This is a genomic window from Tenacibaculum sp. AWR4_210 (assembly GCF_056160945.1).
Map to the genome: position 1 here is coordinate 1 of NZ_JBSWYF010000015.1, position 21715 is coordinate 21715.

Annotated in this window: 19 protein-coding genes; 13 read left to right on the forward strand and 6 right to left on the reverse strand. The window is 33.6% G+C overall.

What is annotated here, in order from left to right; translation table 11 throughout:
- Positions 1 to 296: 296 nt before the first annotated feature.
- The 3 genes from ACXAG7_RS18840 to ACXAG7_RS18850 all read left to right on the forward strand — a co-directional run bounded on the left by ACXAG7_RS18840 (position 297) and on the right by ACXAG7_RS18850 (position 8092).
- Positions 297 to 3575, forward strand: coding sequence for a hypothetical protein (locus tag ACXAG7_RS18840; protein WP_476667785.1), 3279 nt, complete (start codon positions 297 to 299; stop codon positions 3573 to 3575).
- Positions 3576 to 3579: 4 nt separating this feature from the next.
- Entirely contained in the window at positions 3580 to 7551 is a 3972-nt protein-coding gene (locus ACXAG7_RS18845; RefSeq protein WP_476667786.1) for a DUF6443 domain-containing protein, read from the forward strand.
- A gap of 70 nt (positions 7552 to 7621) precedes the next feature.
- The gene (locus tag ACXAG7_RS18850) at positions 7622 to 8092 is read left to right on the forward strand and encodes a hypothetical protein (RefSeq protein ID WP_476667787.1); all 471 of its coding nucleotides are present in this window, start codon (positions 7622 to 7624) and stop codon (positions 8090 to 8092) included.
- 455 nt (positions 8093 to 8547) lie between these two features.
- Here the strand turns inward: ACXAG7_RS18850 and ACXAG7_RS18855 are convergent, their stop codons facing one another.
- Entirely contained in the window at positions 8548 to 9117 is a 570-nt protein-coding gene (locus tag ACXAG7_RS18855) for a hypothetical protein (protein ID WP_476667788.1), read from the reverse strand.
- Between the two features lie 583 nt (positions 9118 to 9700).
- On the opposite strand from ACXAG7_RS18855, the gene ACXAG7_RS18860 reads away from it, so the two are divergent.
- From ACXAG7_RS18860 to ACXAG7_RS18895, 8 genes are all read left to right on the forward strand, one after another.
- On the forward strand, positions 9701 to 10852 hold the full coding sequence (locus ACXAG7_RS18860; RefSeq protein WP_476667789.1) for a hypothetical protein: 1152 nt from the start codon (positions 9701 to 9703) through the stop codon (positions 10850 to 10852).
- A gap of 427 nt (positions 10853 to 11279) precedes the next feature.
- Positions 11280 to 11672 (forward strand): hypothetical protein, encoded by a 393-nt coding sequence (locus ACXAG7_RS18865; protein WP_476667790.1) that lies wholly within the window; start codon positions 11280 to 11282, stop codon positions 11670 to 11672.
- Positions 11662 to 14277 (forward strand): DUF4132 domain-containing protein, encoded by a 2616-nt coding sequence (locus ACXAG7_RS18870; protein ID WP_476667791.1) that lies wholly within the window; start codon positions 11662 to 11664, stop codon positions 14275 to 14277. Before ACXAG7_RS18865 ends, ACXAG7_RS18870 begins: the two co-directional genes overlap by 11 nt.
- Positions 14278 to 14360: 83 nt before the next feature.
- Complete coding sequence (locus ACXAG7_RS18875) at positions 14361 to 14951, forward strand: hypothetical protein (protein ID WP_476667792.1); 591 nt, start codon at positions 14361 to 14363, stop codon at positions 14949 to 14951.
- 116 nt (positions 14952 to 15067) lie between these two features.
- Positions 15068 to 15370: a hypothetical protein gene (locus ACXAG7_RS18880; RefSeq protein ID WP_476667793.1), complete on the forward strand. Its 303-nt coding sequence runs from the start codon at positions 15068 to 15070 to the stop codon at positions 15368 to 15370.
- Between the two features lie 200 nt (positions 15371 to 15570).
- Positions 15571 to 15960, forward strand: a complete 390-nt coding sequence (locus ACXAG7_RS18885) for a DUF7668 domain-containing protein (protein WP_476667794.1) — start codon at positions 15571 to 15573, stop codon at positions 15958 to 15960.
- A gap of 306 nt (positions 15961 to 16266) precedes the next feature.
- Positions 16267 to 16593, forward strand: a complete 327-nt coding sequence (locus ACXAG7_RS18890; RefSeq protein WP_408044473.1) for a hypothetical protein — start codon at positions 16267 to 16269, stop codon at positions 16591 to 16593.
- 153 nt (positions 16594 to 16746) lie between these two features.
- Positions 16747 to 17358, forward strand: coding sequence for a hypothetical protein (locus ACXAG7_RS18895; protein ID WP_408044472.1), 612 nt, complete (start codon positions 16747 to 16749; stop codon positions 17356 to 17358).
- A 315-nt stretch (positions 17359 to 17673) separates the two neighbouring features.
- On the opposite strand, the gene ACXAG7_RS18900 is transcribed toward ACXAG7_RS18895, so the two are convergent.
- From ACXAG7_RS18900 to ACXAG7_RS18910, 3 genes are read right to left on the reverse strand one after another with little or no spacing between them, the layout of a single operon-like run.
- Complete coding sequence (locus ACXAG7_RS18900; RefSeq protein ID WP_408044471.1) at positions 17674 to 17889, reverse strand: hypothetical protein; 216 nt, start codon at positions 17887 to 17889, stop codon at positions 17674 to 17676.
- Between the two features lie 21 nt (positions 17890 to 17910).
- Positions 17911 to 18327, reverse strand: coding sequence for a hypothetical protein (locus ACXAG7_RS18905; RefSeq protein ID WP_476667795.1), 417 nt, complete (start codon positions 18325 to 18327; stop codon positions 17911 to 17913).
- Entirely contained in the window at positions 18324 to 18854 is a 531-nt protein-coding gene (locus tag ACXAG7_RS18910) for an RNA polymerase sigma factor (RefSeq protein WP_408044469.1), read from the reverse strand. Before ACXAG7_RS18910 ends, ACXAG7_RS18905 begins: the two co-directional genes overlap by 4 nt.
- A gap of 279 nt (positions 18855 to 19133) precedes the next feature.
- On the opposite strand from ACXAG7_RS18910, the gene ACXAG7_RS18915 reads away from it, so the two are divergent.
- Positions 19134 to 19652 (forward strand): hypothetical protein, encoded by a 519-nt coding sequence (locus ACXAG7_RS18915; protein ID WP_476667796.1) that lies wholly within the window; start codon positions 19134 to 19136, stop codon positions 19650 to 19652.
- Between the two features lie 81 nt (positions 19653 to 19733).
- On the forward strand, positions 19734 to 20096 hold the full coding sequence (locus ACXAG7_RS18920) for a winged helix-turn-helix transcriptional regulator (protein WP_408044467.1): 363 nt from the start codon (positions 19734 to 19736) through the stop codon (positions 20094 to 20096).
- A 23-nt stretch (positions 20097 to 20119) separates the two neighbouring features.
- On the opposite strand, the gene ACXAG7_RS18925 is transcribed toward ACXAG7_RS18920, so the two are convergent.
- Together ACXAG7_RS18925 and meaB are read right to left on the reverse strand one after the other, a co-directional pair.
- A complete protein-coding gene (locus ACXAG7_RS18925) occupies positions 20120 to 20470 on the reverse strand; it encodes a tRNA-binding protein (RefSeq protein ID WP_476667797.1) in 351 nt (116 codons plus the stop codon).
- Positions 20471 to 20538: 68 nt separating this feature from the next.
- Positions 20539 to 21630 carry a methylmalonyl Co-A mutase-associated GTPase MeaB gene (gene meaB, locus ACXAG7_RS18930; RefSeq protein ID WP_476667798.1) on the reverse strand — a complete coding sequence of 364 codons (1092 nt, stop codon included), beginning with the start codon at positions 21628 to 21630 and terminating at the stop codon, positions 20539 to 20541.
- Positions 21631 to 21715 lie beyond the last annotated feature (85 nt).

The following is a 21715-nucleotide window of genomic DNA, read 5'->3' on the forward strand; positions in this document are numbered from 1 at the left end:
GGGGGGGGGGGGGGGGGGGGGGGGGGGGGGGGGGTTGGGGGGGGGGGGGGGGGGGGGGGGGGGGGGGGGGGGGTTTTTTTTTTTTTTTTTTTTTTTTTTTTTTTTTTTTTTTTTTTTTTTTTTTTTTTTTTTTTTTTAATGAAATTGTATTTTTGCAGAGTTTTGAAAAAAAAATTGCTAGTATTACTTATTACTTTAGACTTCTGCGTATACCATAATTATAATTCATGGGTTGTCTGTTTTGTAAATTAGAAATAAGTTTTGTAGCCGTTTACAATTAACAAGAAAAACTTATTATGAGAAAACTATTCATGTTTCTAACACTATGCTTTACAATAACAAAAATCCATAGTCAATTTTCACAAAAATTTCAAGAACCCAAAGCACCACAATCGTATTTGTTTGAAAAGTATGGGTATGATGCACCATCAGAGTATAACGGTAGAATCAATATTCCAATCATGATGCATAAAATTGAGTATGGTAATATTGAAATTCCGTTAGCTATAAATTATTCCTCTAACGGTATAAGAGTAGATGAAGAAGCTTCAATGATTGGGTTGGGTTGGTATATGAGTACAGGAATGGTTACACAAATTGTAATGGGGAAAGATGATTTGCATCCAAATGTAGAAATGAAAGTGCCTGATTATTATTGGGCTCCATACCCTCAATATGTGTTAAGACCGTATCCTGGCTATTATTGGGAAAACCCTATAAATCCTAAAGACCCGAGAGATCCTGGAAGGTTTAATTTAGCTAAATCGACTCCCGAAAGTGATTCATTTTCAATGATTAGGGTGCGTTCTGAGGGGGCTGGTTCATCTGCATCGGGAATATTTTATCCTCATAATTATAATTCAGGTTCATTGTCGGAAGAACAAAATTATGAATCATTAGAATATCCTCTTACAGGAATAGATGTAGAACGTGATATTTTTAAAGCTAGTTTTTTTGGACATCACTTAATGTTTTATAAATATGGAACTAGTTATAGAGTTTTGAATAATGAAAAGTATAAAATAGAATTTGTAGATAAAAATTCATGGGTAATTATTACTCCTTCAGGTATTAGGTTTGAATTTCAACACGAACTGTTAACAAGAACAATTTCAAATGAACCCCATACTAAATCCCTTCTCCAATCTAATACAGGATATGGAACATCTTTTTTGAAGGGATTTCCTAATGGAATTAAAGGTAAAGATGCTAGAAGCTGGAAATTAACGAAAATTAGTGATCCTTATGGGAATACAATTACATTTAATTATACTGATAATTATGCTGTAAGTTCTCGAAGCGCTAGTTCTGGATATACACAATTTAAAAGTACCAGATTTTCAATTGTTAATCAAGGAAGTGAGGGGGATGTTCCAGGAATGGGGAAAGTTGACGGCCCATTACAAGCTGAAAGATTTGCTGTAGAGAATGGATTGAAAATAGATAATTACGGAACTGGTATTAATGTAATGGCTCAGGAGAAATCTGTATTGTCATCTATTGTATATGGAAATACACTTATAGAATTCAACCATGGTGAAAGGTTGGATATTAAAGGTGATAAATATCTTAAAGAGATTAAAATTAAATACAAAGGACATATTCAAAAAAAAATAAAATTGAATCAGTCTTATTTTAATTCTACTCATACAGATGATTCGCAAAAAAGACTTAGGCTAGATGGTATCACGATAGATGGTAAGAGATATCGTTTTGAATATGAGACAGAATTCCTACCGAATAAAAACTCTTTGGATTTTGATTTTTGGGGATATTATAACGGAATGAATAATACATCTGATATCAATAACCCCTTTAGATTATATGAAAATACAAGTAACATACCTGCTTGGGTGAGGCCTTTGGTAGCTAATGTTGAAGGAATGGCAAACCGTTCAGCTCATCCTAATTATGCAAAGGTTGGTATGTTAAAAAAGGTAGTTTTTCCAACAGGAGGTTATTCAGAATATGAATATGAGCTAAACAGCTTTAGTAATATTTACATTCCAAATTATGATAATAAGTTAAATTATACAGGTGTCGATTATAGCACAAATTATGCACAAAATGAAAGTAAAGGGTATGGACTAAGAATCAAAGAAATCCGAAATTTTTCTGAAGAAAATACGTTAGCAACTAAAACAAGATATTCTTATAAAGGAGGAAAACATATTGAGTCAATCTCAGCAATGAATGAGGACACATTTAGAAAAATATATTATGATTATGGTCATCAAGGTGAAGCACCTTTTATAAATAAATTTACAGAGGCTGGACCAGCTATTACCTGTTATTATTCAAATTCTTACCAAACATCATTGTTAGGGAATGGTTCGGGGGTTGGTTATGATTCCGTTACAAAAGAGGATATTGATGTTAATAATTTCGATAATAATGGAAAAATTGTTTCCTACTTTTCAAACGTACCTGATAAAAGTCCTAGAGAAATATTTGGGCAAGGAGGAACCGTTCCTCAAGGATATTATGATAAGTTTGTTTATTCAATAAGAAGTACAGATCAAAATAATGGTGTGTTACTTCAGCAAGTATTTTTGAGTCATAGTAACGATACAATTAAAAAAACAAAATACGCGTATAATTCTATTGTTCCATTTTCTAGCGGAAATAATGGAAAAATAGGGGAAACTTCTTATAATGTAAAATCCATTAATGTAGGAAAATTTGGCTACCCAACTGCTTCAGGTACTGGTGTTGGAGGCAGCCCTTATTCAAACTTAAATGTATATGATGATTATATATTTTTTTATTATCCATTGAAAGGAACTAAAATGCTTTTAAGTAGAAAAGAAACTATTCAGTATTTCAATGGTAAGAAGATAATTACTGTTACTGAATACGATTACAATAACAATTATAATGTTACAAACAAAAAAATAAAAGATCATAATGGCGGCATTTTAAGGGAAGAAAGAACTAATTATTTAACTGGGACAACTATAGTGGGTAATAATTTTACACCTTCAAATAATTCTGGAGGAGGAAGGCATCATATACTTGATAAGTATAACAGCTTAACAGTTTTAAGTAAAGGGAAAATTAGCGATTATTATTACTATACTTATGATAATTATCGAGACTTGATTAGTGTTCTTAATCGACCTAAAAACGATGTTGATGTTGCTAGAACAATTTATTACAATAAATATGACACCAAAGGAAATATAATTGATTTTAATAAAGATGGGGAGGTGAATACTTTAATAGTTTGGGGCTATGATGAGACTATGCCTATTGCAAAAATAATAAATGCTAAACACGAAAATTTAACAGTAGCCCAACAATCAGCGATAAACGCCGCGAAAATAGCTTCAAATAATGATGTTGATAAAAGAACAGAGGAGGTCTTAATATCGGCTTTATCTAATTTGAGAGCACAATTTTTAAATTCACAGGTTACGACCTATACCTATAATCCGTTAATAGGTGTTACTAGTATTACTGATGCGAGGGGAGAAATATTGTATTATGAGTATGATAGTTCAAATAGATTAGCCTATATAAAAGATGCTAATAAGAATATGTTAAAAGAATATAAATACAACTATAAAAACTAAAACTATGAAAAAGAGTATTTATATATTGGTAGCTTCAATGTTTTTATTAATACTACCTTTACACTCACAAGAACACATTGTAATAGAAAATGAAACCATTATTTCAGGTACTAGAACAGAAGAAGCAGATAAAAGTATAACTATAAAGCCCACAACTCATATTGTTTCAGGAGCTAATTTTTGGGCAAAAATTAAAAATAGTACATATATTCCTCTAAACCTTAGCAATGATGAGAATTTTGTTTTAACGAGAGATTTTCAAAGAGCAACTATCAATGGAGAGGTAAATTCAGAAAAAGATGTAATTGAAAACATTGTTTATTATGATGGATTGGGTAGAGCCAAGCAAAGCATAGGTATAAAACAGAGTACTAATCTTAAAGATGTAGTTACTCATTTGGAATATGATGGTTTTGGAAGGTTAGCAAAAGAATATTTACCTTATGGCTCGAATTCAAGTAATGGAAGGTTTAATCATAATGCCATTACCGCTACTAATTCATATTATCAAACAAATTATTCGTCAGACATAAATGTTACTAATCCTAACCCTTATTCAGTAAAGGAATTTGAAAATTCACCTATTAATAGAGTTGTTAAACAGGCAGCTCCTGGTTATGATTGGAGATTAGGTGGAGGACATGAAATAAGGTATGGTTATGATGTAAATTCAGTTGATGAAGTTTTGAAGTATTTTGTCACAACAAAACTAAATGGAAATACTTATGCTCCAACATTAGGATTAAAACCAATAGGTAGTTATTATGCTAAAGGAGATCTTTTTAAAGTTGTAGTTAAAGATGAGAATTATGATGATAGTAATAGTAAACTACATTCATCAGAAGAGTTTAAAAATATTGAGGGACAAGTTCTTTTAAAAAGGACATACGCTTTGGTAGATGGTGTGGAAGAAGCTCATGATACCTATTATGTATATGATGATTATGGTAATTTAACTTATGTCTTACCCCCTAAAGCATCTCAAGAAATAATAAAAGAAACTCCAAATAATTCATTTAATGATTATGAGTTATATATAAATCAAGAAGAGTTCACTCAATCTAATGGAGGTGGAAGTGTCAAAGTATCAATAAAAAATAATATACTTAATGTAGATTTTAACGGAAGTTTTGTGTCTACACAAATAAATCATTCTGGGTATTCCTTAGGTGACATCGGTTGTCCGTGGCCTAATTTAAATTTAGGGTACCTTAATACCAATACAACTAGTACTTCATACAGTGTGAAAATAGAAGATGGTAAGCTAAAAATAGTAAACCATTTTGGTCATTCAATCTCTTATTTCTCGGGTTCATTTTCAGTAAGCTTGCCAATTTGTAATAATGGAGTAAGAAGAGAATTAGAATATAGAGTTCTAGATGAGTTATGTTATCAATACCAGTATGATGCTAGAAATCGTTTAGTAGAAAAGAAAGTACCAGGCAAAGGGAAAGAATACATAGTATATGACAAAATCGATAGACCAGTATTGACACAAGATGCTAATTTAAGAAAAACAAATAAATGGCTATTTACTAAGTATGATTATTTAGGAAGGATCATTTATACAGGGATTTATACTCATGAAAGAGGTTTAAATCAAGATGAGATGCAAAACCATTTTGATTCCCAGAATACAAATACCTCTAATAATTCTGAAAATAAGCTTACTACAGCAGGAAGTTTGAATATATTTTACAGTAATAATAATTTTCCAATCTCAAATTTGAAGGTATTGACTGTAAATTATTATGATAATTATACGTTTGATTTAGCTGGAGCTAAACCCTCAGTGAGTACTACTTATGGAGCGCAATCTACAACTCGTTTAAAGGGATTAACAACTGGAAGTAAAGTAAAAGTGTTAGAAACTAATAATTGGATAACTACGGTTAATTATTACGATTTAAAAGGAAGATCAATTCAAGTTTATAAAAGAAATGATGAGTTACAAACTACGGATATTGTTGAAAGGAACCTAGATTTTTCTGGGAAAGTAGTAGAAACAAAAAGTATCCACAAAAAACAAGGTAAAGTAGATATTGAAATTATAGATAGTTTTAGCTATGATCATTCGGGAAGGTTGGTATCACAAGTTCAAAAAATAAACGATCAATCAACAGAAGCTATAGTAGCTAATACCTATGATGAGTTAGGGAAATTACAAAGTAAAAAGCTTGGAGGTAATTTACAAACGGTAGATTATAGCTACAATATTAGAGGATGGTTAAAGAAAATCAACCAAGATGCTAAAAATGATAATGATTTATTTAACTTTGAAATAGCCTACAATGAGCACAGTGATGCGAGCAAGCGTTTGTACAACGGAAACATAGCACAAACGAGCTGGCAAACGGCTAATGATGGCCAAACACGTTCTTATACATACAGCTATGACGCCTTGAACAGACTGTTAAGCGCTACAGGGGGCAACACCTCGAATTACAACCTATCAGGTATTCAGTATGATAAAAATGGTAATATTCTAAACTTAGTCAGACGAGGACATTTAAATGCTAACGCTACGAGCTTTGGTGTAATGGATAATCTAGTTTACACATACGATAGTGGAAATAAGCTCAAAAAAGTCTCGGATAATGGAAATACTCATTATGGATTTAAGGATGGTTCTAATTCAAATGATGATTTTGGATACGATGCCAACGGTAACATGATATCGGATGCCAACAAAGGGATAACTAGCATTGTGTTTAATCATATGAACTTGCCAACTGAAGTTAAGTTCAACAAATCAAATACAAAGAAAATCAATTATACTTATGCAGCTGATGGTACTAAGTTGAAAAAAGTAGTAAATGATAATGGAAATCTTGTGACTACTGATTATGCAAGTGGTTTTATATATGAAAATAATGTACTTCAATTTTTTGGGCATTCAGAAGGTTATGTGAAAAAATCTAATGGCGCCTTTGATTATATATATCAATATAAAGACCATCTGGGTAATGTTCGACTCTCCTATACCGATGCTAATAAGGATGGTATTGTAACTGCTTCTACTGAGATTGTGGAAGAAAGTAATTATTATCCCTTTGGACTTAAACACAAGGGTTATAATAATTTTGCTAACTCTCTAGGAAACAGTACCGCCCAGAAGTTTGGGTATAATGGAAAAGAGCTAAACGAGGAACTCGGTATACAATGGCATGACTTCGGGGCTAGAAATTATGATGCTGCTTTAGGTAGGTGGATGAACATAGACCCTTTGGCGGAGAAGTATACACCAGTTAGTCCATATATATTTGCAGCTAATTCTCCACTCTTATTCATAGATCCAGATGGAAGAGATATAATAAGAGTAAATGGGGGAGTTAAATTTACAGGGAAAGATGCCAAAACAGCTTTTTTAGCCCTCAAAAGAGTAAAAAAAGAGAGCGATAAATCAGGAACAGGGTTAAATGTTCATTTTGTTTTTGAAAAGGTAACACCAGGTATTTATAAGCATACTCTTAATTCTTTTAGAAGAGGAAAGCCTGACGTCCTCCATTATGACAGTGATAAAAAAAGAAGAAGAAAACGAAGAAGAGCAGCCTTAAGAGGCATACCTTCAAGAGGATCTGAAGGTTTGCAAAGAGACGAATATCCTTTTGCATCAACTTTTGAAGGAGGAAAAAACTCTTTAGTTGCTTACGTTCCTGCTCGAGAAAATCAAAGTCAAGGAGGCTCTTTAGCGAATTTATATAAAAGACTAAATCATGGAGATAGTTTTTTAGTGTTACCTGTTCCAAATGAGAGAGAACCTGAAAAAATTCCAGATCCAGTTAGTACACCTTCTGATGTTCCTATAATACCTCCAATAATACCAGTTTATGTTCAACCAAAACCTATAGGACCATCATTACCTTTATTAAAGATTTTAGATAGAGTGTTTAAAATACCTTTTCTTTTAGCGCCTCCAGGAATGGAATACCATTTTCAAAATGATGATTATAATATTGGACCACAAGGGATTTAATATGGGAAATAAATTATATATCTTAATATTACTATTTATATTTGGCTGTAGTGTAATTAAATTAAAAAAAATGAAAATTAATTTAAATTTTGAAACAGAGTATAATCAGTTTTATATAACTAATGGTTCTTCTGTTATGAAAGAAAGAACTAATGATATTTGGGAAGACTCTAGTTTTAAGAACAGAATATATGTGGAAAAAGGTTTCATTGCTGTTAGAACAGCTTCTTATGGTAACATTAATCTTGAAGTTAAACTATTAAAAGAAAAAAGTAATATTAATTCATATGATGGTTTTGATCATGTTATTGAAAGTTATATTGAAGTTTCTAATTCAAAATTACAAATAAGAGATTGTCCAGATTACGATAAAATTACTGAACTTAACTTGAAGAATGGAATTTATACGTTTAGAATTTATTTTTGTAACTTAAAAGGTGTGGATATAGATGAAGAAGATGGTAATGACTCTTATGTGTTAGAAATTTGGAAAGAAGATGAATTATCAGAAACTAAAGTTTTAAAACAGTTTAATGACTAAATAAATCTCCGCAAATTGACATTTTGCTTTAGTGTAATGCCCCGCTCCCGCTAGAATCCTTTCTAGTGCCGAGTATGAGTAAGCAATACAGAAATTAACTTTAAAAATAATAAAGATGAAACCACGACGAGAGTTGTGGTTTTGTTGTTTTTAAGAGTACGCTTTTTTAGCGTTGTAATCACGTAAGAAAGCATCTACAGTAAGCAATATGCTACCACGTTCTCTTTGTGGAATTTGGTTAGCCTTATTTAACCTTGTAAGCTTTCCTAAAAGCCGGACTATTTAAAAGTAGAAAAATAGTATTTATCGAAAACATAAAGGAAGAAAGTGATATGATGAATGATATTCAAAAATAGCTACCGATGAAATAATACGATTATAGCATCCTAAAATGAAACCAGGTTTAAATGTAAAGCAGGGAATTATAAAATATTCGAAGAAAAAAGAGGCAAGAATTAAGCGTTATATATTTCATTATTTTTGTAAGTGTTCACATAGCTTTTTAATGCTCCATTTTTAACTTGAATATTTATAGTTATTTCTTGAATTCCATGTCGTTGTTCTCCTAAAGTAATGATTGGTTCATAGTTAATCTTATAAAGACTAAGTAATGTATCTATTTTGCTTTTTTCGGATTTATCTTTTTTTTCTTTATTTCTAAACCTATTCAGTTTCTCGTATCCTATACCTAAAAATGATAGACCTAAACTAATTGTACCAAAAGTGATATAGAAGGCATACACTCTAACTAATGTAAATGTTGAAATTAAAATACCTCCTATAATCAAAAAGTAACCAATTATAATGGAAACATAAAAAAAGAAATAAGCTGAACTTTTTTTTTGCTCATTAATTCTGATAGTGATATTTACTAGATCTAACCTTTGTTTAAGTTTTTCTTCAAGCTTGATATCTGGACAAATAATGTCAAACGATGGTTTTGATCCCGTCAAATTACAGGTTGTTCCCTTGTGAAAGTTTGTTTTTTGATTTTCACATAAATCACAGTGTTTTCCAAAATTCATATTTTTCAGCTTTTTTTATAATATTCAATTGGTAGTTCCAAATTATACTTTATGCCCTTTGAGTTTCTTTTTATAATGATACTCTCCATAATAGTTTAAAAGATGGCGCAAAAAAAGTTTTGTTTACACTAGTAAAGCAAATATATTTCTAATAAAATATACTTTAAAACAAATAGATGTCTGATAAAAAGATGAAATATTACTTTTATTTGCGTGCTAAGTCACCGCTCTTGCACGATGGTATGTTATGGTAAGAGGGAATAAGAATTAATATCAGATTTGTTGCAACAAAATGTGTTAAGAATTTAAAGTAGTTTTTTTACTTTTAAAGAAAAAAACTGTGAGTAGCAAGTATTAATTTTACACCCCAGTAGAAGCAGGCTTTGTGCTTAGCCCAGAAGATTATCCTGATACTAGTAAAAAAGAATTTACATTAGAAAAGAATATACAGGAGAGACGAGGATAGTAACTAATGGAGTTAGATACATAGAATTTTACACGATTCAATTGTGCGCTAGCAGCGTATCTAACCAAGAAGAAATAAATGATCTATGGAAAGCCTACCTAATAGAAAAAGAATAGTATGAGAATAAAAACAGTAATTTTAGTTTTAGTAGTATTCGCGAGCTGTAAAACTCGTAATATCAGTCGTGGTACTATAAAGAGTTATCATAAACAAAGTAGAGATGTCTATCATTTTAATGGTTCAGTAAAAACGAGTAGAACTTTTCAAAAGTTGTACAATCGAGATAGTTTAAGCGATGATCAGCTGCAGTTATTCCTTGTGGCGAACAGGTTTGTTGGATTTTGTTACGGAGTATATATTGAATTCGATAAAAATGGAACAGAGAAAAAATGGCATTCGATACCAGATAGTATGTATCAATCTTTAGCTCACGATACAATTGTTGTTAAGAGTAAAAGAGGACGAATGGTACGGATGTATGCATATGAACATTTTTCAAAAGATATAGAAGAGAAAACGAAATATAGGCAAGAGCATCTTGTTAGAAAACATGTTTTTAACCCCTACAGAGTATATTTCAACACACGGTCGTATGAACCTAACGAGGTAATTGTAGAAAAAGACAGTAGTTATAGAAAGCAAACAGAAGTTTATGAGTATACCTTAAATTATGATGGTACAATACATCAAGAAATAGGTAAAACGCTTTGGGATAAAAACTTAGACAATAAAATAGATAAAGAGACTATTAATTTCACAGCAACGTATCACTACAATACCAAGAAACAGTTAATTAAAAAAACATTTGAATTCGCAGGATTTCCCGATTATCCAGATCATGGCTTGGAGTTTTGGGGTACGGGAAAGATTCCACAAGAGGAGTATACTTATGATGAAAGAGGGAATTTAACATCAGTATATACGTATACTGTATGGAAGGGAGAGAGAGTAGGTTTGGTTTTTAGTGAAGATTTTACCTATGACGATAGTAATAATTTAATTCGGTTAAAGAGAAGAGCAAGTGGCGGATTAAGTTTTAATACCGATTTTAAACGAGTAAATGAACTGTATTTTAATGAAAATCAAGAGGTCATTAAGTTAGTTTCTTATGAAAATGATGAGAAAACAGTGCATGCAACGTATAAGTTTGAATACGTAAATCGAGATAAGTACAACAATTGGTTGACATGTTATCATTATTTAAACGATGAAGAGAATGCCTTTGCAGAAGTGCATAGAGTTTTTGAGTATTATGACTCGAAAGATTAAAACTAAGAGTTATTGAGTACGGTAGCGCATCTTATGAAGGTAATTATTAAATAGAAAATAAGAACTGTTATAAAATAATAGATGCAGCAAAATATTTGAATGAGAATGGTGTTGGTAATGAGTTATTACAACTTTTACACTATGAAAATACGAGTGTTCAATTGTGGGTAGCAACCTACTTACTTGAAAAGTATGAAATAGAGGCAATTAAATGATTAACTTCTATAGCAAGTAATAATATTGTAGATTATTCCTTTAGTATGGAGTTAACCATAGATGAATGGAAAAGTGGAGATTGAAAATTACAGTATTAAAGAAAGTTAGGAAATACTTTTCTAACAAATCTAACAAATGAGGAGTTGACAATAAAAGACCTTTTACCTATAGGTCTGAAAAAATAATGTAAGTTTAGGGAAAAATTATCAATATGAAAATTACTATCAAAGACGAAACCTTAGCCGGAGACATTTTAGATACAATTGAGCTAGTGGTTTCAAGTGAAATTCTTACTGTTAAAGAGATTATTGCTGCAAGGGTAGCGGCAGAAATTGATGCCTATAATAAAAAGCTACCTGAATATTTTAAAGGTCTTGTTCAACCTACTGAAGCGGAAAAAACATTAAATGGTTTTAAGTTAAAAGACAAGAAAAAAACAATTGACGTAGAGAAACAAGTTTTTGTAGCCCTAGATGCATTTCAAAAAAATGGATATTTTGTTTTGATTGATAACAATCAGGCAGAGAGTCTTCAACAGCAAGTATTGGTCAGAGAGAATACGTCTATAAGTTTTATCAAACTAACTCCACTCGTTGGAGGGTAAATTAAATGCTATGGGAATAAGAGAAAGTTTTATGAGTATATTTAAGGTAAATGCAACTGAAGACAAGCAGTACGAAGATTTAGTTAAAGAAGTTATTGATGAAATCAAAAAAGAACATGGGGATTTTTGGTGGCACAGGATCCTATTAAGTAAAAATAAAACCTATCAACAGATTAAGAAGAAAGAGTGTTCTTTCAGAAAAGGGATGATCTTTTATTTAGTTAACAAAGTCATCGCTGAGACTAAGATAAAGAGAAGAAAGATTAAAGGGTATGTTTTTGATGAGGAGCATTATACCATAGCTGCCAAAGCAGAGATTTTAACAGGACTGATCAGGAGTAATTTAGAGTATACCTCAGGTGAATTGGAACAGCTTTTTCTCCAGTTTAAAAAGTCGGATGAATTGCAACTTAAAACATTTTCGGATTGGCCTATAGGTTTTGCGACACAGCAAATTGAAAGAACGATCAAATCTAAGGGGCTCACAGAAGATCTTAAAATATTTTTAGAGGATTTACTTTCTTGGCCTCAAATGAAGCAACGAAAAGGTTATTGGGGGGCAGATTTGGAAAAAGTACGTATAAAGATTGAAAAGCTACTGTTTGAGAGTGCTGATAACCAAGGGAGAAATGCACCGTATAAATTGCCAAATGATCGTGTGGGTGAATTCATAAATTCTGAGATTGCTCTGCTTGAAACTGATGTTCAAGACAAGTGGTTTGGGCTATTTCACCTTTTTATTAAATCCAAAACATCCAAACCAACAGCGAAGTTTTTAAAATCAACAAGTGCTATTATTGACGAAATAGGAATTACGAACTACAAAAGGGTTGTTCACCCATGGATAGAATATGTGGTTGGACTACAACCTGTTGAGACCGTTGTGAGTAATAACTATGCAGGAGAGGTATATGAATACAGTACTTATGAGTTTATGCACGAAAAGAATTCAGTTTTTTTTAAAGGATTGATTTGGAGTCTAGCAAAATTTCATGACTCAAGAACGATAAATCTACTGGGGAGACTTGCTGAAAAAGCATTTAAAAAAATACCTGGTGTCGGCCCTACGGCAGCAGCAGTAGGAAATGCGTGCCTTTATGTTTTAGGAAATACCAGAGGCTTAGAAGGAGTTAGCCATTTATCAAGACTCAAACTGAAAATCAAACAGAACAATACCAAGAAATTGATTGTGAAATATTTGGATGAGGCATCAGAAAAGTTAGGCGTTTCCTCTTCTGAAATAGAAGAATTGTCGATCCCTGATTTTGATTTACAGAACGGGAAAAAGAGCTATCAATTTGAAGATTATACCTTGAATTTAGCGATACAAGATTTGGGGAAAGTAAATTTGACTTGGGAAAAGCCCGATGGATCAATTCAAAAGACGACCCCTTCATTTGTCAAAAATTCAGCAAAACACAAAGAGCTTTTAAAAAGAGCAAAAAACGACGTTGCGCAAATAAAGAAGTACCTTACTGCTCAAAGAGATAGGATTGATCGATTGTATTTAGAAAATCGTATTTGGGATTATAGTGATTTCCTGAAAAATTATTTAAATCATGGCTTGGTAGGCTTTATAGCCAACAAGCTTTTATGGCAATTTGAAAATGGCAAAGAGTATGTAACCGCCATGTATGAGCAGAGCAAGTGGGTAGATAAAGATAGAAATGCTCTGGAATGGATAGATGAGACGACAAAAGTCAGACTTTGGCATCCTATTTACTCTGAAATTGATGAAGTATTGTATTGGAGGAATCTATTAGAACAGCTAGCGATAAAACAGCCTTTAAAACAAGCTTATAGAGAGGTGTATATTCTTACCGACGCAGAGATCAGTACCAAAACTTACAGTAATAGAATGGCCGCTCATATTATCAAACAACATCAATTTAATGCTTTAACTGCCATAAGAGGATGGAAATATACCTTAATGGGGGCCTTTGATAATGGCGGAGATGGAGAGTTGGCGAGCATAGATATTAGAGAATATAAAATGTCTGCTCAATTTTGGATTAATGAAATTCTCGCTGATGATCAGTTTAATGATGCTGGAATTTGGAATTATGTGGCCACGGATCAAGTTCGTTTTATTGGAGAGGATCAAAACGTTCTAAACTTGATAGATGTCCCCAAACTTATTTTCTCAGAAATTATGAGAGATGTTGACTTGTTTGTAGGAGTTTGTAGTGTAGGAAATGATCCAGAGTGGAGAGATAATGGAGGTTTAGCTCAATACAGAGATTATTGGACAAGTTATTCTTTTGGCGATTTAACTCAAATCGCAAAGACAAGAAAAGAGATTCTTGAAAAACTACTTCCAAGATTAAAAATTAAGAATGTCAGTTCAATAGATGGGAAATTCTTGAAAGTAAAAGGAACTAAAAGAACCTATAAAATTCATATCGGAAGTTCCAATATTCTTATGGAACCTAATGATCAATATTTGTGTATTGTTCCTGCTCGAGGGAAGGGAACAAATACGGCTAATGTTTTCTTGCCTTTTGAGGGAGACAGAGGGCTGTCTTTGGTTTTAAGCAAAGCCTTTTTACTAGCTGATGATGATAAAATAAAAGATTCAACTATTTTGAGTCAAATTAATCGATGACAATGGATTCGCGCTAAATATTTCATGGAAGACTGCCTGAAGTTGGATGATCAGGGTAGTGCAAGATTAAAGAGAGTGTCATCGTGATTATAGGCTGTTGTGGATTTCCAAACTACTACTCGCAATCGTTGGAGATTTTTTGGAGCGAGTTAAGAGGGAAAGGATCTATTTCCGGTTTTAACTGCAAAGGAGGAAAGGCAATTCGTGGCAGTATGGAATGGGGTAAAGGTCGATTTGTTAATGCGAAAAATAAAATGGAAGTTTATTTTAATCAATTTTTTTGTAGAGAAGATAGTAGTTACGCTGTAATTATTGAAGATGATACTAGAGTTGCTTACGCTTATCTTTTAAGAAACAATGAAATAGTGAGTGATGTTTGGTTGTACAATAGTATGGAGCCTCCCGATGTAGTTGACAGGAAAGAGTTGGGTAATGCCCCTTTTTTTAACACCGCTGAGTATACAGATGATTTAGGAAATGGGAATACTGATGTATTAGGGGGAATTGAGATAACATGGTCGATTTCCAAAAAAGTCAGTGCCTTTGTTGAATTGAACAACGGTGTAAAAGCTTTGCTAAAAGAAGGAGCTAAACCGGGTTGGTCAAATAATGTAAAGAAATCATGTCCGTTAGCTCTGCAACTGATAGCGTTTAACGACAAAAAAAGCACATAGAGGAGAATTTAATGTTCTAATGTTGAGATTAGTTTTGAATAATGAAAATATTAATAACGTTAACTATTTTATTTCTGAGTACATGTCAGAAATTAAGCACAGAGAAATTTAAGGTATTGAAAATACATCCTGTCGCTCAAGATTTATATTGGGTTTATATAGAAGATATAATTGATTCAAAACTTTATCGTATAACAAGTATCAAAAAAGAGCGAAGAGGTACCGAAGATGTTATAAAAGAAGGAGAAATAATTAAATTAAGATTAGAGAAATCAAAAAAGAATATCAAATTCAAGGATAGTAGGGTTTTTAAAAACAATCGAGAAACTTCTTTTCAAAAGGATTTTTTCAAAGGACGAAAGGTAGCACTTAATTATTATTCTCCTTGTTTAAATGGCTTGGGTAATATGTGTAATTAACGATTCTGATAGGGTGAGTGAAATGATCTGAATAGTAGGTGCTTCTTTAGTAATAACAATGTCGTTTTCTTTTCAGGAAGGAGCCAAAACTGTACTGAAAAGGAGTTGCATCAGGATAGCAAATGCTCTAGTGTTTTTATGTCAGATGAACGTCGTGATAGAAATTGTCATTAAAAAGTACCATAAAATTGATTGATTAATTGAATGAAGTTAACGTTGAAAAAAATGAGGAAAAAGAACTCCCTGTTCCACACATATGGAGAGCTAGTTTTAAGGCAATCATAAACGCTTTTGTACATAAGGATTATCACTTAAGTTCAGGTGTAAAAAATGTGAATCCAATTTCAAATGAAATTGCTGAACAAATCAAAGAGTACATCGAAGATTATGGAGAAGAACTAATTGATCTTCCAGACGAAACTTGGAGTTCATCGGTTTCTATGGATTATGGCGAATATTGGAATGTGCTCATAGACCTTTATACAAAAGAGGAAGGTGAGAGTGATTTAGTTTTGAATGCTGAGGTAAGAGAGAGGGGGGAGGAGTACTTTGTCGATATTCAATGTGTTTTTGTTTTTTTAGGTGCTTAAGGAGTCACAATTGTTTAGAATTTTTGATGAGAAAATCACGAGCTACAGTTAATAGAATAGACCCCGATACCGAGTCACTGTGTCGTATTCGTGTCATCAGAGAACAGTGAAAAGTAACATTGTAAACTAGAAATCAGATAGCAGCGAAACCCCACTCGTCAGAAATATTTGATAAGTTGTCCTAATGTAAAGGGAAAGAAATTATTGATAAGGTAAATCGTAAGACAAATAAAAAGAAATGTAGGAACGATAACAGGTCTGTATTAAGATAGGTCGGCAAAATATTTTTATTTTTTAAGTAATATTATGAGAAGTAACTTTAAAACTATTATAAAATATCTCAAAGAAAGAAGAGATATGTTAATTCCTAATAAAGATTCCTATGAATGCTTAACTTCTTTTTTAATAGGGTACGGTATGGGAAAAGAGGAAAGTGGTGAAACGGATGTTCTTAATGATTTCCATGGTTGGTTGGAAAATAAAGAAGGGAGAAATTTTAGTCTACATTGGGGGAGTTATATTTTGCATATTTTGTGCAATGGAGATGAAAAAAAAGCGATCAATAAAGTCTTAGATTTATTAACAGAATTTGTCAACGAAACTTCCCCTGATGGCGCAAGTATGTCAGATTAATGGCTAGTGCTAGTATGTACTTGTGGCCCCGCTCCTACACGAATTTTATCCAGTGTTGAATAAGATTAGATAATACGCAATCAAAGTTTAAAAATATCAGGAAGTCAGCGTTCTTGAAATTAACATAAAAATTAAACCCTATAAATTCAAGTAATGAGAAATCATACTTTGATAACCATACTAGTGTTATCCTTTTTAAGTTGTAAGCCTAAAAATAGCATCAATAGTAGTAAAGAGGAGGGTACGGTTAAAAACTCTGGAGAAGTCGAGGTTTTGTATGAAAATAATGATACGATTTTAAAATTTGTGAGTAACAAAAAAGGGTATGGTATTTTTCATTGGGGGATCGTCGACAAATTTATGAACCATAGTAAGGATAGTTTATATCTAGATGTTATAGATAGAGATATTACAAAAATAGGAAATAGCTTTGTTTATACAAAAGCTTGTGGTACAGCGTGTAAATTCTCGTTAGTGTTGCCAGTTGCTAAGGAGAAGCAAGGTGTGGTCCTAATGTATCCATTAATAAAAGACCAAAAATCAGGATTTTTGATAGCCAAAGGAGATGAAGATAATGTATTGGTATCAATTATGGATTTGAAAACTTTTAAGGTAAGAAAAATCGAGAAAGCATTTGATTTGAAGAAAGTACCACCAAGCTTGGCAATTGATACCTTATGGATAAATCACTTAAAATTGAGTGTAAAATGGATTGATAAAGAAGGGAAATTAGATTTCGGAGAATTTGAATTGACTCAAAAGTAGTTTTGAATATGTTGATAATTAAGGGGTTGAAGTTAGCTGTCGGAAGTTTTTGGAGTGTAGTTGTCATAAGTAATAACCACTGAGTTGACGCTGTTTCTATTAGTGGTCTGAAAACATTTGTAAACACCTAGTTCCTATTGGTTACTACTTGTTAGCTTTTTTAAGTCACCTAAACTATTGATTTTACTAAAAAGCGTAAAGAGTTTATAACCTGGGTTTTACACGGTTTTGTGTTTCAAAATATCCCCTTGTTGGAAACAACGGAAGAGCTCACTAAAAAAGTATGATCCTAAAGCAGTGAGCTCAATAAGTAGTTTACACCAGGTCTTCACATAAAAATCCCTGCTGAGTAACCATGTTGATGATGTCGTTTTCTTCGAGTTCATCTGCAGCTTCTATTCGGAGTACTTTGTCTCTGTCTTCCAAGTCTACTGACCAGTCCAGAATTCCTTCTTGTTCCATAAAATTAGGAGCAATCGACTCAAAATCATTGGAGTTATTGATATTCGTTTTTAAAATAAAAAGTTTCATAGTACTTAGTTGGTTTTGTAGTTAGTTTTCTTTGTGTTGAGAGCGTTCCACAAAGTTTTTATAGGCTTCTTTACCTTCGTGTTTCCAAAATTCGTCATAGTGTTTCCAGTCTTCACATTCTTCACTGTCAGAATAGTGACGGAGTTTAGCTACCCAATCACTGCGTTCTGTTTGTTTAGGGGTGCAGCGTTCGCGTTTTCTACGCTCGCAAAAATTGCCAGAGCTAAACAGTATTCTACTCAAAATAAAGAGTCCAATGGCCTGCCAATAGCTGATGGTAGGTAATTCAAATAAGTCGGGCATTAACCAGTTCCAAAGCCATTGAATACCGTAACCAAAGGTAAATACAAAGGCGGTGATGGCAAGAGCTCCGAAAATGACTTTCCCGACAATGACGAGCGGAGTATTTTTGTTGAGTTTTGATTTAAATGAGGTCATACTTGCGGATTTAAATTTTTTGAAAGTTCTGTAAATAAAATGCTTAAAGCTCTGTGTCGTCGTGACATGAGGGTTCCCTGAGGAACACCGAGTTCTAGTGAAAGCTCCTGATAACTATAGCCCTGGATATCTACTGCCCAAATAATATCCCGATACATCGGTTTTAAAGCAAGGATATGCTTTTTTAGGAGTAAGTAGGTTTCTTCATTGTCCAAATGAAATTCGGTGGCTAAGCTATCGAACTGCTCAAGGCTAAGAGAGGAGTCCGTGGCCTGCGGTAACTCTCTTTTGGGTTTTTTGAGGAGGTCAATGGTTTTGTTTCGCAAGGAGCGATATACAAATTGTGCTACATTGTTGATCGAGGCAAAACTATCGGCACCAGAAAAGAGCTTGTAGGCAACATCCTGAACTACATCTTCCGCATCAATGGTACCCGATACCCTGGAAGCTACATAATGCTTCAGCGACTGGTACTCCTTGTTGAAGAAGTGCGTAAGCTTTTTTCTATTTTCCGATTTGACACTCATAAACCAGCGATTGTTTCATGCTTTCATTTATAAAGACGAGCTATTGTAAATCTATTGCATTTTTTTTTAGTTTTTTTGAAAAAAAGTGGGTTTTGTATCGGGAGTTGTAAGTGCTTATGAGCGAAGTGTTCAATGCTAATGATTTGGTAATTAGAAGCTTTTTTGGGGAAGTGCTTAAAAAATGATACCTTTAAGAGAATGTTGACTGGACAGGGAACTTAGGAGTTTTAATTACCAGTAACATTCCTCATTTTGTCAAAATTTAATTGATCACCTACTATGAGTTCAGAGAAAAAGATGCACTGGTTACCTACCAGTCAATTCAGCGTTTTGAAAATTATTCGAGTTCAAATCAAATCAGATGTAGAAGGATTAAAGGGGTGGGTATTTTACCTGCGTAAATACCGAGAGGATTATACAGCAGAGGGCGATGACTTTTTGGACCGTTCAATTCTTGAAGGCATACAAAAGGTATACCTAGATAGTAGATTAATTGTGAGTAAGAACATTTTTTTCGAAGGGCAACTCGGAGAACTATTGTCGCTCTACAGCGGGAATACGGATGAGAAATTCACGATTAATTTTGTGCCTAAAATTACTGCAGAGTATTTGAAAACAGCCTTACAACAGGAGTTGTATTCGCACGCTCGCCTGTTTTATTTTGTGAGAACGTCAAAAGTACTCCTCGGCGAAAAAGCTTATTTAGCACGTCAGGCGGAGGCGGAAATTCCCTTTGAAAAAATGCAGGATTTTTATCGTGAAATAGCACTGGAAAACTTTAAGGAACTAGGATTTTGAGTACAGATTTAGCGATACTATCATTAGTATAGTTTCTTGGGTTTTTATACCTTTGTGTATCAAAATGTTGAGAACGGTAATATGTATACGATAAAAGGTAAAGAATATCCTTGTTGCACCAGTGTAACTATGGGGATTATTGGTGGTAAATGGAAAACGGTGATTCTCTTTTATTTAATTGCGGGAGATTTGCGTTATAATGAGCTCCGCAAAAAAATGAAAGGCGTGACCGAAAGAACGCTGAGTTTACAATTACAACAATTACAGGAAGATGGCGTGGTGCTGAGAACCGTTTATACCAACAAACCACCCTTAAAAGTAGTGTATAGTTTAACGGACTTTGGGAAAACATTAATCCCTTTGTTAAAGTCGATTGCCGCTTGGGGCGAATTTGTGGTCGCTGAACACGATACCGAATCTAATACGGCAAAAAGTACTTCCTAAGAAGCACTTTAGTACTAGTGAGTTTAGGCGATTTTAGTGCCGTTTTTTACCGGTCGTTCCGGATTGAGTAGTGTCACTTCTTTGTCGTCTCCTAAGCCACCTAAAACCAAACATTCACTCATAATAGTTGCGATTTGTTTTTTCGGAAAGTTAACGACCGCTACTACCTGTTTGCCAAGTAAATTTTCAGGAGTGTAAAGAGCAGTAATTTGGGCTGAGGTCTTCTTAATTCCGAGGGCTCCAAAATCAATCTCCATTTTATAGGCTGGGTTGCGAGCCTCTTTAAAGAGTTCTGCTTTTACAATCGTACCAACCCTCATATCCACTTTGGTAAAGTCTTGCCAACTAATAGTTTCTTGTGCTGTTGCGTTCATATGTCTTTTTGTTCTAAATATACTAGATTTTAAGGAAAAGCGTGAGGGGTTCCTCAATTTGTAAAGACTTAGGTGTTTTTTGATGCTTGTTGCAGCTTTAACAAGCGTTTGGCAGCATTAAAAGGCGTGGTACTGCCGTTCTCTAAATTTTCGATTTCGTTTTGTAATGCTTCCGGAACATGAGGGCTGTTGTAAAAGCTTGCTTTAAGTTGTTGTTCAATGGTTTCTAGTAGCCAATAACTATTTTGTGACGTTCTTTTTTCTTGAAAGTATCCGTCCTTTTGTGCCTGTTGCATATAGGTGTTGATCATGGCCAAAATTTCGTCGATCCCTTTAAAGTGCAGCGCACTCGCAAGCAGTACTTTCGGGGTCCATCCGTTGTCTTTTGGAGGGTATAAGTGCAAGGCCCTTTGGAAAGCCACTTTGGCAATTTTAGCGGGTTTTTCATTGTCGCCGTCGGCTTTGTTAATCACGATAGCATCGGCCATTTCAATGATTCCTCGCTTGATACCTTGCAATTCGTCACCAGCTCCTGCAAGTTTTAGCAACAAGAAAAAGTCGACCATAGAATGCACCGCAGTTTCAGATTGCCCCACACCCACGGTTTCTATAATAATATGATTGTAGCCAGCAGCTTCACAAAGGATTATACTTTCCCTGGTTTTTTGTGCTACGCCACCTAGTGAAGTTCCCGAAGGAGAAGGTCGGATAAACGCGTTTGGATCGGTAACCAATTGCTCCATACGGGTTTTGTCGCCTAAAATACTACCTTTATTTACCGAGCTACTCGGGTCGACAGCCAATACAGCTACCTTGTGTGACTGCGCCGTTAAAGCCAGTCCTAATGCTTCGATAAACGTACTTTTTCCTACACCTGGAACTCCTGTAATTCCAATACGTACAGAATTGTTCGCAAAGGGAAGACAAGCTTCGATAATTTGATTGGCTTTTTCCTGATGTTTAGGATTGGTACTTTCTATTAAAGTGATCGCCTTGCTTAAATAGGTAATGTTCCCCGCACAAATTTGTGTTACAAATTCGTCCACAGTAGGTTGCGAACGCCTGCGTAATTTAATTTTTTTGGCGGCCGATTTATTAGTGGTTGGTGGAGGTACAACGCCTTCTTTTTCGCTAAGGGCTGATTTCTTTTTACTGGTCATATAGGCTAAAAACAAATATAAATGTAAATTTAAAAAGAAAATTTTTCAGAAAATGCAACGCGGTTAAAAAAGTATCGTCTTTAGG

Coding starts and splice junctions, on each gene's coding strand:
- ACXAG7_RS18840 (WP_476667785.1), top strand. CDS start 297: ATGAGAAAACTATTCATGTTTCTAACACTATGCTTTACAATAACAAAA.
- ACXAG7_RS18845 (WP_476667786.1), top strand. CDS start 3,580: ATGAAAAAGAGTATTTATATATTGGTAGCTTCAATGTTTTTATTAATA.
- ACXAG7_RS18850 (WP_476667787.1), top strand. CDS start 7,622: ATGAAAATTAATTTAAATTTTGAAACAGAGTATAATCAGTTTTATATA.
- ACXAG7_RS18855 (WP_476667788.1), bottom strand. CDS start 9,117: ATGAATTTTGGAAAACACTGTGATTTATGTGAAAATCAAAAAACAAAC.
- ACXAG7_RS18860 (WP_476667789.1), top strand. CDS start 9,701: ATGAGAATAAAAACAGTAATTTTAGTTTTAGTAGTATTCGCGAGCTGT.
- ACXAG7_RS18865 (WP_476667790.1), top strand. CDS start 11,280: ATGAAAATTACTATCAAAGACGAAACCTTAGCCGGAGACATTTTAGAT.
- ACXAG7_RS18890 (WP_408044473.1), top strand. CDS start 16,267: ATGAGAAGTAACTTTAAAACTATTATAAAATATCTCAAAGAAAGAAGA.
- ACXAG7_RS18895 (WP_408044472.1), top strand. CDS start 16,747: ATGAGAAATCATACTTTGATAACCATACTAGTGTTATCCTTTTTAAGT.
- ACXAG7_RS18900 (WP_408044471.1), bottom strand. CDS start 17,889: ATGAAACTTTTTATTTTAAAAACGAATATCAATAACTCCAATGATTTT.
- ACXAG7_RS18905 (WP_476667795.1), bottom strand. CDS start 18,327: ATGACCTCATTTAAATCAAAACTCAACAAAAATACTCCGCTCGTCATT.
- ACXAG7_RS18910 (WP_408044469.1), bottom strand. CDS start 18,854: ATGAGTGTCAAATCGGAAAATAGAAAAAAGCTTACGCACTTCTTCAAC.
- ACXAG7_RS18915 (WP_476667796.1), top strand. CDS start 19,134: ATGAGTTCAGAGAAAAAGATGCACTGGTTACCTACCAGTCAATTCAGC.
- ACXAG7_RS18920 (WP_408044467.1), top strand. CDS start 19,734: ATGTATACGATAAAAGGTAAAGAATATCCTTGTTGCACCAGTGTAACT.
- ACXAG7_RS18925 (WP_476667797.1), bottom strand. CDS start 20,470: ATGAACGCAACAGCACAAGAAACTATTAGTTGGCAAGACTTTACCAAA.
- meaB (WP_476667798.1), bottom strand. CDS start 21,630: ATGACCAGTAAAAAGAAATCAGCCCTTAGCGAAAAAGAAGGCGTTGTA.